Below are 12,962 nucleotides of genomic sequence, written 5' to 3' on the forward strand. Positions count from 1 at the left end.
CTGCGCTGCACTCCTCGCGCTCACGTGTTCTCACCTTCGGTCATGGGCACCCGGACGCCGGTGCGCTCGGCGACCTCGCGGGCGCTGTCGTAGCCGGCGTCGACGTGCCGGATGACGCCCATCGCGGGGTCGTTGGTGAGCACCCGCTCGATCTTCTGGCCGGCCAGGGCGGTGCCGTCGGCCACGCAGACCTGCCCGGCGTGGATCGACCGGCCGATGCCCACCCCACCGCCGTGGTGGATGGACACCCAGGACGCCCCGCTGGCGGTGTTGACCAGCGCGTTCAGCAGCGGCCAGTCCGCGATCGCGTCGGAGCCGTCGGCCATCTGTTCGGTCTCCCGGTACGGGCTCGCGACGCTGCCGGTGTCCAGATGGTCCCGGCCGATCACCACCGGTGCGGAGAGCTCACCGGAGGCGACCATGTCGTTGAACCGCACGCCCGCCCGGTCGCGTTCGCCCTGGCCGAGCCAGCAGATCCGGGCCGGCAGGCCCTGGAACGCGACCCGCTCGCCGGCCAGCTTGATCCAGCGGGCCAGGGACTCGTTCTCCGGGAACAGGTCGAGGATGGCCCGGTCGGTGGCGGCGATGTCGGCCGGGTCGCCGGAGAGCGCCGCCCACCGGAACGGGCCCCGACCTTCGCAGAACAGCGGACGGATGTACGCGGGTACGAAGCCCGGGAAGTCGAACGCCCGCTGGTAGCCGCCGAGCTGCGCCTCGCCCCGGATCGAGTTGCCGTAGTCGAAGACCTCGGCCCCGGCGTCGAGGAACCCGACCATCGCCTCGACGTGCCGCGCCATCGACGCGCGGGCCCGATCGGTGAACTCGGCCGGCTTCGCGGCGGCGTAGTCCCGGGAGTCGGCCAGCTCGACGCCCACCGGCAGGTACGCCAGAGGGTCGTGCGCGCTGGTCTGGTCGGTCACGATGTCGATCTCGACGCCCCGGCCCAGCAGTTCCGGGAAGACCTCGGCGGCGTTGCCGACGACCCCGACGCTCAACGCGCGCCGGTCCCGCTTCGCCGCGCGGACCCGCGCGACCGCGTCGTCCAGGGAGTCGGCCACCTCGTCCAGGTAGCGGTCGTGCACCCGGCGGTCCAGACGGGTGCGGTCGACGTCGACGATCAGGCAGACGCCGTCGTTCATGGTGACCGCGAGGGGCTGCGCGCCACCCATTCCGCCGCAGCCGGCGGTGAGAGTCAGCGTCCCGGCCAGGGTGCCGCCGAACCTCTTGGCGGCCACGGCGGCGAACGTCTCGTAGGTGCCCTGGAGGATGCCCTGCGTGCCGATGTAGATCCACGAGCCGGCCGTCATCTGCCCGTACATGGTCAGCCCGAGCTGCTCCAGGCGACGGAACTCGGGCCAGGTCGCCCAGTCACCGACCAGGTTGGAGTTCGCCAGCAGCACCCGGGGCGCCCACTCGTGCGTCCGCATCACGCCGACCGGCCGTCCGGACTGCACGAGCATCGTCTCGTCCGCGCGCAGGTCGGTCAGCGTACGCACCAACGCGTGGTACGACGGCCAGTCCCGCGCCGCCTTTCCGGTCCCGCCGTAGACCACCAGGTCGTCGGGGCGTTCGGCCACCTCCGGATCGAGGTTGTTCATCAGCATCCGCAGGGCGGCCTCCTGCTGCCACCCACGGGCGGTGAGCTGGCTGCCCCGTGCGGCACGGATGGGCTGGGTCATCTCCGGTCTCCTCCTCATCCGAGGAACAACTGTCGGCGGGCCGCGGAGGCTTCGAACGCCTCCAGGCGGCGCTGGGTGTCGGCCGGCGCGGCGTCGCAGATCGCCTGCAACAGGACCATCGCCAGGGTCATCGGGGCGGTGTGCAGGTCGAAGACGAGTTGGGCGCCGACGGCGGCCGGCAGCACCACGTCGGCGTGTTCGGTGGCCGGGCTGACCGGCGAGTCGGTGATCGCCACGACGGTCAGCCCGGCGGCACGCGCGTCGCGCAGGGCGTCCAGGGTCTCCCGGGGGTAGCGGGGCAGCACGAAGGCGAGCACGGCGGACGCCCCGGCCTCGGCGGCCTGCTCCAGCCGGTCGGTGAGCAGGCTGCCCCCGTCGTTGAGCACCCGCACGTCCGGGTGGACCTTCGCGGCGAAGTAGGCGAAGTACGCGGCCAGCGGCGCGGCGGCCCGCAGGCCGAGCACCGGCAGCGGCCGGCTGGACGCGAGCAGCCGACCGGTCTCGGCGATCCGACCGGTGTCGGCGAGCTGTCCGGCCAGCCGGTCCAGGTTGCCCATCTCGGCGCGTACCGCCTGCTGGAGCTCGTTGGCGGTGTCCGCCGGGCCGCCGGTGGTGCGGGCGGTGAGGTCCCGCAGGCGGCGGCGCAGCGCCGGATAGCCGTCGTGGCCGAGCGCGACGGCGAAGCGGGTGACCGAGGGCTGGCTGACCCCGGCCAGCTCGGCGACCTCCGCGGCGGAGAGGTACGCGACGGTCGGCGCGTGCTGCACGAGACAGTGCGCGATCCGGCGCTGGGTCGGAGTGAGCCGTACCCCGTCGAACAGGTCGAGGACCTGCTCGGCCGTCGCCTCGGCAGCGCTGTCATTCACGCTTCGACTCTATGCATGAAAACTTTCAGAGGCAATGATCGACCGGTCGGACACATCGCGGACTATCGAGGACGTGACATCAGCCGATTCGATGGTTATTGCCCTGGTTGGTGGTCCCAACGGTGACGCACCGCGCTGGAGCGGTGATTGTAGGATCCGCACGGCGGTTGGACAGAGGAGTTGCGGATGCAGCCGGAAGGCCCCTACCGGTTCACCCACGCGCTGGGCGGATCTCCGGTCGGCAAGGCGTGGGCTGCCATCGACGAACACGGGCGACTCGTGACGGTCGCGGTGCTCGACGCCGCCGTCGCCGGGACCGCGGGTTGGCGGGAGGCGTTCGCCGGTACGGCCAACTCCCTGGCCCAGGGCCCCGGTGCGATGTCGTTCGCGTACGCCGACTTCTCGGCCACCGCGCCCTGGGTCGCGTATCCCGCCGAGGCGGGCCCCGGCGCCGAGAAGCTCTTCCGCGCCCTGGGCGTGGAATACACGCCCGCCCAGGCGCCGCCGGTCTCCGCGCCCCCGGTCTCCGCCGCCCCGGTGTCGACGTCGCCGGTCTCCGGTATGCCCGTGTCCGGTACGCCGGTCTCCAGTACCCCCGTCTCCAGTACCCCGGTGTCCGGCACGCCGGTGTCCAGCCCGTCGCCGGTCTCCGGCGCGTCCGGCCCGGTGTCCGACATGCCGCACGCGCCGTGGGCCGTGCACGCGAACCCGGTGTCCGCTTCCCCGCAACCGGTCTCGGGCGCCCCCACGTCGCCCCCCGCGACGGACCCGACCGCGGGCGACCCCGTCGAGGTCCCGGCGCCACCGATCGCGCAGACCCGCCCGGTGGTGCCGCCGGCCGACCCGTTCGCCGCGCCCGTACGCCGCATCACCCCGTCTGCGCCGCCGCCTCGGCGTACCGGCCTGTGGATCGGCGTCGCCGCGCTGGTGCTGGTGGTGCTCGCTGGCGCAGGAGGTCTTCTCATCTGGACCAACGGAGACGACGACCCGAAGGACGTGGCCGCCAGCCCGAGTGCCGTCGCCGTGCCGCCGACGGTGCCGACGTCGCCACCGCAGTCGCCCGGGGTCGAGCCCCCGCAGGCAGGCGCCTGGCCGGCACAGTGGCCAAAGTTCACCGATCGCGACAACGTCCGCACCCTGACCGGGCTGGAAGGCCTCACCTTCCCGATCAAGGTACCGATGGACTGGGGCTGCACGCTCGCCGGCCGCGCCGAAGGATTCGTCAAGTACAACTGCGGTACACCGGCGGGTGGCCCCACGGCGATCGGCGGCGAGCTTGTCGTGCGCGACTGCCTGGAGCCCTGCGACGCGCGGCGGCAGGCGAGCATGCGCCAGGCCGAGGACGCGTGGAGCCTGCAGTGGATGAGCGGCGGAACGAACGTCACCTACGCCGAGTCCAGCCAGCTGAAAATTGACGGTGAGCAGCGCTACGGCCTCGTGATCGTCGCCTACTGGCGAGGCGGCGAAAGCGGCCGTCTCGACCACCAGCTCGTGTTCCGGATGACCGCGCCGGTGGACGGCGCCAACCGGCTCCGTCGCGTCGGTAACTATCTGCGCGACGTCACCCTGTTCTGACGCCGCCGGCCCGGTACCCGGGCTACGGCAGCAGCGCAGGCGGCTCGACCGTCTCCGACTCCGGCCGCTCGACCACCGTCGGCTCAGCCGACGGCACTGGCGGGGCCACCGCGGCGACATCGCGCGACACGGGTGTCGCCGCTGGCCCGGTGAGGGCGATGACCAGCAGCGGTAGCCAGGTCACGTATCCGGTCAGTGTGGCCGAGACATGCGACGCCTCCAGCCACGACACGTGTGCGAAGGCCACCAGGAAGAGCAGCGGCACCGGTTGACCAGCGCCACAGAGCGCGGCGGCCCGCCGCCACGCCACGAAGCACAGCAGCAGGAACGGCACGAGAGCCAGCAGGCCGCCGACGACGAGCACCTGGACCATGACGTTGTGTCCATGGTTGAACTGACCTCCGAGAGCGGCAGTGACCGCCGGCTCCTGGAAGACGTCCTGGCCCCACCCGGCGACCGGGCTCTCGGCCCAACGATCGAGCAGCACCGTCCAGATCCGGCCGCGTTCGCTGAAGCTCGCCGGGTCGCTGGTGATCAGGGGTACGACGCCCACCAGCAACGCCCCGGCCGCGAAAGCCAGCGACGCCGGCCAGCTCCGTCCCCGAAGCAGGCGGATGAGGACGTACGCCCCGATGACCGCCACTGCGGCGACCTGGCTGGTCCGCGAGCCGGTCCAGACCAGGGCACCGAGGATCACGGCGAGGCAGGCCCAGCGCAGCGCCGGACGACGTAGGAGGAAGACGAAGGCGACGCTGAGCGCCAGCGCCAGGCCCAGCACGTTCGAGTGCAGGTACGGCCCGGTGAGCAGGCCGCCCAACAACACCTTCTTGTCCCCGGCAGCCTCGCCGGTGAGCAGTGCCAGATCGGGTCGGACGACGGCGAAGAGCATGGAGCCGGCGGCGGTCAACGCGCCCAGGAAGCCGACGACACCCAGCACCTCCGGCCTGGGCCGCTGCGCCCAGATCGCCATCGCCGCGAGCGGGAAGGCAGCCGCGACGGCGCTGGGCCTGTGCCCGTGCAGCAGACCACCGATTTCGAGCGCCACGAAAGTGGCGAGAGCGACCAACAGCCAGCGGTACGAGGTGGGTCGTCGCCGCCAGATGCCGTGTGCGGCCAGGCCGGCGGCCAGGAGCAGGAACAGGAACGTCAGGCCGTCGCCCGCCAGGTCGCCGACCGACGATCCGACCACCTCGCGGGAGTTGAACGTCGGCCGGCCCGCGACGAGCAGGTGCATCGTCTGTGCTGACACGATTCGCAGCCACGCCAGGACGATCAGAGCGGCCACCCCGACGGTGCCGATCCCGTGACGGCGTCCCACGCTCATGAGTCGAGCCAGGAGCGGCACCTCCGCCCGCGGGTTCTCCGAGCCGCCCTCGGTCCGGTCGGGAGCTGCCGCCATGAACCGGCGCAGACGAGTTGTCACCATGGCAATCCTGTTCCGGATGAGTTGGACGTCATCGTGGTACGGCAGTGTGAGCATCCGCAGCGAGCGCAGCTCCGACACGCGCCGAACGCCAACGGCCGCGATGATCATTGTGACGGCGTACCCGACGAGACTCGCCACCGCCGCCCCGACAGCGCCGAGCGGTGCGAACGCGAGAAGCGCCGCCACCCCGGCCACCGAGCCCGCGACCAGCGCCGCGGACGACCACCCGGGACGGTTGTACGCGAGGAGCGCCGCCGAGTAGATGGTCATGCAGGTGTAGAGAACGGTGGCGGCACACAGGATGATGGTCGGCGTGACGGCCGGCTCGAACGCGGCCCCGAAGAACAGCGGCACGGCGACGCTGGCGACGAGCGCCAGCCCTACGCACGCGATCCCGGATACCAGTACGGCGAGCCGCGCGACCTGCGTGGCCGCGCGGGTGTCCCCGCTGGCCTGACGGCCCAGCAGCATGGACCGGGCCGCGGTGGCGATCACCATGGGGATCTCCGCGACGCTCACGGCGACCGCGTAGTAGCCCAGTTCGCGGGCGCCGATCAGCGGAAGACCGATGATCTGGCCCAGTCGCGCGCTGGACACCGCGGCCAGCACACCGGGCAGGCAGGCCAGGGCGTACCGGATGAGCGAGGCGGTCGGCACGCGCGGCGCGGCGTGCTCCGCCGCCGGCGTATCGCGTGCGCTCCGTAGCCGTACCAGTCCGATGACCAGTCCGGCCAGGACCGAGCCGGCGAAGATGAGCCCGGCCTGGTACGCGTTCAGCTCGAACGCCAGGCACGCGACGACCACGAGGCCGGTGCGGACCAGCGCCGGCACAACTTTGACCAGGTTCAAGCCTCGGATGTCTGAGTTGCCGGTCAGTGCGCCAATGAACAGGTTGGACAGGACGTGCAGGGGTGCGAACAGCGCCAGCACCAGGAACTCACGGTACTCGTCGGTGTCCGTGAACAGCACGACGCCGAGCACCACCAGCAGTCCGACGGCGAGCACGCTGAGCGGCGCCATCGCCAGCAGGCTGACCCTCGCGGCGGCGCGACTCGACAGGCGCCCCTGCCTGATGTGGTAGCTGAGCGAATCCTGCAGTCCGTACGTCCCGATCCAACCCCACACCACGATGGGCAGCGTCAGCGCCGCGTACACGCCCCGGCCCTCCGGGCCGAGCTCACGGGACAGGAACGGGCTGACCAGCAGACCACTGATCGGGATCAACAGGTTCGCGAAGGACGCGGACACCAGTTTGCGTGCGGACATCAGGAGCCTTCGTTGGGGATGGAGTGATCGAGCAGGCCGTGCCGGCCAAGCGAGCTGATCAACTGGTCCGCGAAGCGCGCCTCGGCGAACCGTTCCCGCACCAGGCGTACCGCCTCCGTGGCCATGCCGTCCAACTGCTCCGGGCTCGCGGCGAGAAGCTCGGCGGCGAGCCCTTCGGGCGTGTCGGCGACGCGGACGGCACCGGTCGCTGGTATTCCCTCGCGACCCACCGTGGTGCTGAAGACGGGTACCGCATGTGCCAGGAGCGTGAGTGTCTTGAGCTTGACCCCGGCGCCGCTCCACAGCGGCACCACCGCCGCCCGGGCCCGAGCCAGTACGGGACCCAGGTCGGGTGCCCAACCCGTGATCTCCAACCCGTCGTGTTCGGCGAGACTGTCACGCACCGGATCCGTGAGACCCGAACCGACGAGTTCGAGGGTGAACCCGGCCGCTCTCAGCCGAGGCCAACCATCGGCGAGGAATCGCCGCAGACCGAGCAGGTTCGAGTGGTACGAGAAGCTGCTGAGCCAGAGCAGGTGGCCCTCGACCGGACAACGCTGATGCCGGTCGGGCAACGGAACGCAGCTGGGCAAGGTGAAGTCGGCGGGGCGACCGTATGCCCTTCCCAAGCGGGCTGCTTCCTCGTCGCTGGTCACCGAGACCGTCGCCGCGTTCCCCAAAGCCTGTTTCTCGAAACGAGTGGAGATCCGCGTCAGGTACCGCGCTCGTAGCTGGTGTGCCACGCCGACCGCCTCGTCGGCGTCCTGCCGGCTGCTGGCCGCCAGCACGTTGGCCTTGTCCCAGTGCCACCGAAGCGAGGTCCCTCGCAGGTACGCCCCGGCGGCCTCGCCAATTGCCAGGCCGGAGCCGACGCTGCCGCGCAGCGCCTCGTGCAGACCCTCGCTGTAGCGGGTGCGGACCCATGGTGGCATGCCGTCGAGCAGCGACTCCTGATAGCGACCGAGGGGCCCGAGTCGGTTCATCCGGTAGGGCGTGGCGTCGAAGGCCCGGACGGTGACGTCGGGCAGGAGGGCGCGCAGCTGCGCCACCTGCTCGTCGGTCGTGTCCGGGCGGCGGACCACGAACAGGGTGTAGGGCCGGACCGAGGCCAGTGCACGCAACATCATCAGGACGCGGATCGGGTCGCCCCGATCCTGCGGAAGCGGAAAGAAGGTGACGACGACCGTCAGGTGGTCCATGCCACCGCCTCCCCGAAGGAGGTCCCGGGTGGGACGTCGGCAGCGTGCCCGGCGAGCGGTCCCCACGCGGACAGCAGCCGCTGGGCCTGCAACGCGGGGGAGAATTCCGCACGCAGCCGGGCCCCGAGATTGACGGCCCGCCGCCACCGCTCCGGTGGGTCGCGGATGAGCTGCGCCAGCGCCTCGGCCAGCGCCCCCGGGTCGTCCGGTGGAACCTGCCAGCCGTCGGCCGGACCGACCAGCTCCGGGATGCCGGACACGGCGGTGGTCGCGACGGGCACCCCCCGACCTGCGGCCTCCATGAGGAAGACCGGAATGCCGTCCAGGTCGCCGTCAGCGGCGGGACGGCAGGGCAGCACCGCGACGTCGGCGTCGACCAACGCTCTGGTGGCTTCCTGGTGGCTCACGGCGCCGTGCAGGACGACCACGCCGGTGAGGCCTGCGGCGTCCACCCGTTGACCGAGCGCGGTCCGCAGCGGCCCGTCGCCGTAGACGTCGTATCGCACGTCAAGGCCGTCCCGCACCAGTCGGGCCACCGCGTCGATCGCCGTGTCGATGCCCTTCTTCTCCACCAGACGCGCCACGCTGACCAGGCGGGTCACCTCCGCGGCCCCCCGAGGGGGACGCGGTTCGACGATCTCGCCGTCGAATGCGGCCCGCACGACGCTGTGATCGACGGTTGACAGGTTCGCGCCGCGCTCGGTCAACTGAGCCGCGGTGGCCTGGGAGATCACGAAGAGGTGGCGGAGCAGTTGCAGTCGCCGATTCAGGGCGGCGCCGTTGGGGTCGAGGAGGAAGTCGGCGGCGTGCGCCATGGCCGTCGTCGGTACGCCGATCCGCCGGCCGACCAGCGCTGCCACAGCCGTCGGCAGGTTGACGAAGTGGGTGTGCACCACATCCGGCCTGAAGTCGCCAACCGGGCCGGCCAGGCGGTCCGCGTGGCCGGCCGCGAGGACGGCCCGGGGCAGGTACGACGTACCCAGGACGCGTACGTCCTCACGGAAGCGGAGCGGCTGCCGCAGGAGCCTCCCGGCGGCCTGCCGCACCTCGGCTTCCCGGCCACCCTGACGGGCCACGAACACCTCGACGGTCGCACCGGCAGCCCGGACCGCCTCGATCTCGGAGCCGATGAACGTCTCGCTGTAGCTCGGATCGCGCAGAAGCACGTATGCGATCCGCAGCGGGTGTCCGGGAGCCATGCCTATCGCCCTCTCGCCGATGCCACGCCAGCGAACGCCTCGAAGAAGGTGGCATGAGCCGCCGCGCACTCGGCATCGGAGAGGATACCGGGCGTCGCAGCCGCGCCGGTCGCCAGTTCGAGACGAACCTGGCGGGAACCGGCGAGCGTACGCAATGCCGCAGCGAGCGCCTCCGGCCGGTCGGGCGCGACGAGCAGGCCGTTGACTCCGTTGTGGATCCACTCACTCGGGCCGCCGCCCTCGGTCGCCACGGTCGCTCGGGCGCGAGCCAGGCCCTGCAACACGCTCTGGCCGAGGGGTTCCGGCCGGATGGACGCGTGCACGAGCACGTCGACCGAGTCCACGAACGCCGGCACGTCGTCCACGTGCCCGAGGAAGACGACCTGGTCCCCGATGCCCAGCTCGACGGCGAGGGCGCGCAACTGCTGCTCGTACGCGGCCTCGGCGAACAGGGCCGCTCCCGCGAGGTGCGCGCGGACGTCTGTGCCCTTGAAGACCTCGGCGAACGCGCTTAGGAAGACGTGCTGACCCTTCCAGTGCTGAAGTCGGCCGACCATCCCGACGGCGCGGACCTCGTCGCGTATCCACGGGCGGGTGACCCGGTCCCGGAGGCCGGTGGGGCTCTGCAGGACGACCCGGCGGGCCGTGGGTGGCAGCCGATCGGTGGCGGAGTCGAGCGTCGTGCGGGAGTTGGCGACAACACCGGCCGCGTGGGGGAGCGCCAGCCGGGTGAAGGCGGCGTGGCCGAGCCGTCCCATGCTCTCGGTGGACACGAGGTCCCGCAGATGTACCACCAGGGGCACCGACCGGCCCCGGTTCGCCAGCGCGGAGATGATCGCCGCGGCGGCCGTGTTGGCGTGGATCACATCGGCGGCACGGAACAGCGCGCTGTCGCGCAGAACATTGCTCGCGGCTCGGATCGAGGCGAGGTAGCGGGCCGCCAGCATCGGGCTGCGGCTGCGGGTGCCGCCGACCGGAAGCTGGGGCAGCCGCTGGTCGACGGCCACACCGCGCGCGGCGAGTCCGTTGAACGCGTCCCCCTCCGACGGTGTGACGAGGGCCGCGGTCCACGCTGGCTCGGCGGCGAGGAGGCGGGCGAGGGCCAACTCGGCTCCGCCCGGGTGCGCCGTGTGGCTGACGTGGACGATTCGCGTCGTCCGCTGCGAGGAGGTCCGCTCAGCGGCACTCATGGTCGATCCAGACGGTCATCTCGGCGGCGAAACGGGCCGCCGAGAAGGTGACGGCGTGTGCGGCCACCCGGTCGGCGGCGAGTTCCCCGAGCCGCCGGATTCCGGCCACGTGGTCCGCCGGGTCGGTCGAGTCCACCAGAAATCCCGTCGAGCCGTCGGTCACCGTCTCCAGCAGACCGCCCCGCCGCAGCCCCACGACCGGCGTCCCGCACGCCTGCGCCTCGACGGGGATGATGCCGAAGTCCTCGTGCACCGGGAACAGCAGGGCCCGTGCGCCCCAGTAGAGCCGCCGCAGTCGCTCCCGATCGGGTCGTACCTCGAAGGTGACCGGAACGTTCGCCCGTTCGGCCAGCTGGCGAAGTTGGGCCTCCTGCGGACCCGACCCGGCGAGGACGAGCGGCATCCGGGCCGCCTCCGCGATAGCGATGATGAGGTCGAAGTTCTTGTACGGGATCCAGCGCCCCACCCCGAGCAGATAATCCCTCGCCTGGGCTCGGTCGGCGGTGGGGGCGGCGGCGAACCATTCCACGTCCACGGGCGGATTGATGACCACCGCGTCACGCCTCCAGTACCGCCGGATGCGCGCCTGCACCTCCCGCGAGTTGGCAGCGTACGCGTGCACGTGGTTGCTGAGGCGCACGTCGATCCCCTGCAGCACCCGCCGGGGCATCGTCAGCAACGGATTGGAGCCCCGCCCATCGAAATCGGGACTCCAGATGTAGCGCGCCGGGGCGTGCACGTAGCTGAGGTGGGTCGTCGTCGAAGGGTCGCCCAGCTTGACGGTGTGCGCGAACGCGTGGCTCGACGAGATGACCACGTCGAACCGCCGCCGGCTGAGAGTGCGCCAGACCAGCGGCATCAGGGGCAGCGCGGCTGCCTTGCTGTGCCGCAGCGGCGTCCGGGACAGCCACGACTCACGAAGCCCCGGCTCGCTGGCATCCCGGTCCTTCCACAGCACGAACCGCTCGCCCTGCGGCACGAGGTCGGCGATGTGCCGGAACACCTGTTCAGAGCCACCGGTGGCACCGAACCACTCGTGCACGAGCGCCACGGAGCGGCCGGTCAGAGTCGCGGGGGTCGCGCGCGCGGTCGGCTGCCGGGGCAGGGATTCGGCGACGTCGAAGCTCGGGCGCGGTTGCTCCGACATGACCAACCACCCATCACCGTGAACACCGGTTCCCCCTACGGCCGGTGATGCTACCGGACACCGTGCAGCGTGCAGGGTGCCGTGACGCCCGTCCGCGCACCGACCACAGGGGACTGCGCTGCCAGTCCGTCGCCTATCGTGGAGCCATGACGGAGGATGTCGCGCTGCTCCTGCGCCGCGCGGGCTTCGGGCCCACGTCGGCCGAGCTGGCAGCCGCGATCCAGGTCGGATACGAGGCGACGGTCCTGCGGATGACGTCCCCCTCGGGTCCCGACATCGGGGCCACGGCGGCCCCGGTGCCGCAACTCGGCCCCGACCCCTACGCCTACCTGTCCAACCCGAGCGACCGGCAGCGGGCGGCCGCGGAGAAGACTCGTGAGGCACAGGCCGAGCAGTTGACGCGGTGGTGGCTGGACCGGATGGTGGTGGCCGATCATCAGGCGGTGGAGAAGCTTGTCTTCTTCTGGCACGGGCACTGGGCGACCTCCATCCGCAAGGTCAAGAGCCCGCAACTCATGCTCGCGCAGCACCGCACCCTGCGTCTCGCCCCGAACTTCGCCGACCTGGCCCGCCGCATGGTGGTCGATCCGGCACTCGTGTACTGGCTCGACGGGCAGTACAACACCCGGGACGCCCCGAACGAGAACCTCGCCCGCGAACTCTGCGAGTTGTTCCTGCTCGGCATCGGGCAGTACACCGAGGACGACGTGAAGGAGGCCGGCCGGGCGTTGACGGGCTGGAAGTTGGACCGGAAGGCCGGACGCCTCGTCCTCGACGAGAATTCTTGTGACGCCGGTAGCAAGACGATCCTCGGCAGCACCGCCAACTTCACCGCCCGCAGCCTCGTCGACCTGCTCCTGCGCCGGCCGGCCTGCGCCGAGTTCATTGCGACCCGGCTGTGGTTCCGCTACGCCTCATCCACCGAGCCGATTCCGCCGGCGACCCGCAATCGGATGGTCGCGGAGTTCCCGGTACCGCACGCGATGCTACGTGCTCTCTTCGCCGACGACGCCTTCCGCGCCACCGCGGGCACGATGGTCAAGCAACCCGTCGAATGGTTGGTCGGCGCCATGCGCCAGGTCGGGCTCCGGCCGTCGAGCCTTCCCCGCGACATGCTGATCCAACTCGTCGACGGGCTGGGTGGCCTGGGGCAACGTCCCTTCGCGCCGCCCAGTGTCGGCGGGTGGCCAGCCGGCCCGGCCTGGCTCACCTCCGCGGCGGCCCGGCTGAAACTCAGCCTCGCCGGCAAATTGGCAAGTCAACTGCACCTCGGCCGCCTCAGCCCGGAGGACGTCGCCGGGATGCTCTGTGTCGACCGGTGGACCAACCGGACGTACGCCGTCCTACGGCGGGCGGACAACGCCCGCATCATGGTGACGTTGGGTCTGGTCAGCCCCGAATACGCGGTGACGTGA

9 protein-coding genes are annotated in these 12,962 nt (G+C 71.4%); 2 read left to right on the forward strand and 7 right to left on the reverse strand.

Annotated elements, in window-relative coordinates:
- Positions 1-20 precede the first annotated feature (20 nt).
- Complete coding sequence (gene hutU / locus ACIA3K_RS14860; RefSeq protein ID WP_396801481.1) at positions 21-1,679, reverse strand: urocanate hydratase; 1,659 nt, start codon at positions 1,677-1,679, stop codon at positions 21-23.
- Positions 1,680-1,693: 14 nt separating this feature from the next.
- Positions 1,694-2,545, reverse strand: coding sequence for a MurR/RpiR family transcriptional regulator (locus ACIA3K_RS14865; RefSeq protein ID WP_396801482.1), 852 nt, complete (start codon positions 2,543-2,545; stop codon positions 1,694-1,696).
- 186 nt (positions 2,546-2,731) lie between these two features.
- Between ACIA3K_RS14865 and ACIA3K_RS14870 the strand changes: the two genes are divergently transcribed.
- Positions 2,732-4,120 carry a hypothetical protein gene (locus ACIA3K_RS14870; protein WP_396801484.1) on the forward strand — a complete coding sequence of 463 codons (1,389 nt, stop codon included), beginning with the start codon at positions 2,732-2,734 and terminating at the stop codon, positions 4,118-4,120.
- A gap of 22 nt (positions 4,121-4,142) precedes the next feature.
- Here ACIA3K_RS14870 and ACIA3K_RS14875 read toward each other — a convergent pair whose 3' ends face one another.
- The 5 genes from ACIA3K_RS14875 to ACIA3K_RS14895 are packed head-to-tail and all read right to left on the reverse strand — an operon-like array spanning position 4,143 to position 11,547.
- A complete protein-coding gene (locus ACIA3K_RS14875; RefSeq protein ID WP_396801486.1) occupies positions 4,143-6,812 on the reverse strand; it encodes an O-antigen ligase family protein in 2,670 nt (889 codons plus the stop codon).
- Positions 6,812-8,011, reverse strand: coding sequence for a glycosyltransferase family 4 protein (locus tag ACIA3K_RS14880; RefSeq protein ID WP_396801487.1), 1,200 nt, complete (start codon positions 8,009-8,011; stop codon positions 6,812-6,814). Before ACIA3K_RS14880 ends, ACIA3K_RS14875 begins: the two co-directional genes overlap by 1 nt.
- Complete coding sequence (locus ACIA3K_RS14885) at positions 7,999-9,210, reverse strand: glycosyltransferase (RefSeq protein WP_396801489.1); 1,212 nt, start codon at positions 9,208-9,210, stop codon at positions 7,999-8,001. The genes ACIA3K_RS14880 and ACIA3K_RS14885 overlap by 13 nt, the downstream gene beginning before the upstream one ends.
- A 2-nt stretch (positions 9,211-9,212) precedes the next feature.
- Positions 9,213-10,400: a glycosyltransferase gene (locus tag ACIA3K_RS14890; protein WP_396801491.1), complete on the reverse strand. Its 1,188-nt coding sequence runs from the start codon at positions 10,398-10,400 to the stop codon at positions 9,213-9,215.
- Positions 10,387-11,547, reverse strand: a complete 1,161-nt coding sequence (locus ACIA3K_RS14895; protein WP_396801492.1) for a glycosyltransferase — start codon at positions 11,545-11,547, stop codon at positions 10,387-10,389. The genes ACIA3K_RS14890 and ACIA3K_RS14895 overlap by 14 nt, the downstream gene beginning before the upstream one ends.
- A gap of 146 nt (positions 11,548-11,693) precedes the next feature.
- On the opposite strand from ACIA3K_RS14895, the gene ACIA3K_RS14900 reads away from it, so the two are divergent.
- The gene (locus tag ACIA3K_RS14900) at positions 11,694-12,962 is read left to right on the forward strand and encodes a DUF1800 family protein (protein WP_396801493.1); all 1,269 of its coding nucleotides are present in this window, start codon (positions 11,694-11,696) and stop codon (positions 12,960-12,962) included.

It is taken from the genome of Micromonospora sp. NPDC051543 (assembly GCF_044454415.1).
Classification (GTDB): domain Bacteria; phylum Actinomycetota; class Actinomycetes; order Mycobacteriales; family Micromonosporaceae; genus Micromonospora.

Bases quoted from the DNA above. Each gene is read 5' to 3' on its own strand.
- hutU (WP_396801481.1), bottom strand. From the start codon at position 1,679: ATGACCCAGCCCATCCGTGCCGCACGGGGCAGCCAGCTCACCGCCCGT.
- ACIA3K_RS14870 (WP_396801484.1), top strand. From the start codon at position 2,732: ATGCAGCCGGAAGGCCCCTACCGGTTCACCCACGCGCTGGGCGGATCT.
- ACIA3K_RS14875 (WP_396801486.1), bottom strand. From the start codon at position 6,812: ATGTCCGCACGCAAACTGGTGTCCGCGTCCTTCGCGAACCTGTTGATC.
- ACIA3K_RS14880 (WP_396801487.1), bottom strand. From the start codon at position 8,011: ATGGACCACCTGACGGTCGTCGTCACCTTCTTTCCGCTTCCGCAGGAT.
- ACIA3K_RS14885 (WP_396801489.1), bottom strand. From the start codon at position 9,210: ATGGCTCCCGGACACCCGCTGCGGATCGCATACGTGCTTCTGCGCGAT.
- ACIA3K_RS14890 (WP_396801491.1), bottom strand. From the start codon at position 10,400: ATGAGTGCCGCTGAGCGGACCTCCTCGCAGCGGACGACGCGAATCGTC.
- ACIA3K_RS14895 (WP_396801492.1), bottom strand. From the start codon at position 11,547: ATGTCGGAGCAACCGCGCCCGAGCTTCGACGTCGCCGAATCCCTGCCC.
- ACIA3K_RS14900 (WP_396801493.1), top strand. From the start codon at position 11,694: ATGACGGAGGATGTCGCGCTGCTCCTGCGCCGCGCGGGCTTCGGGCCC.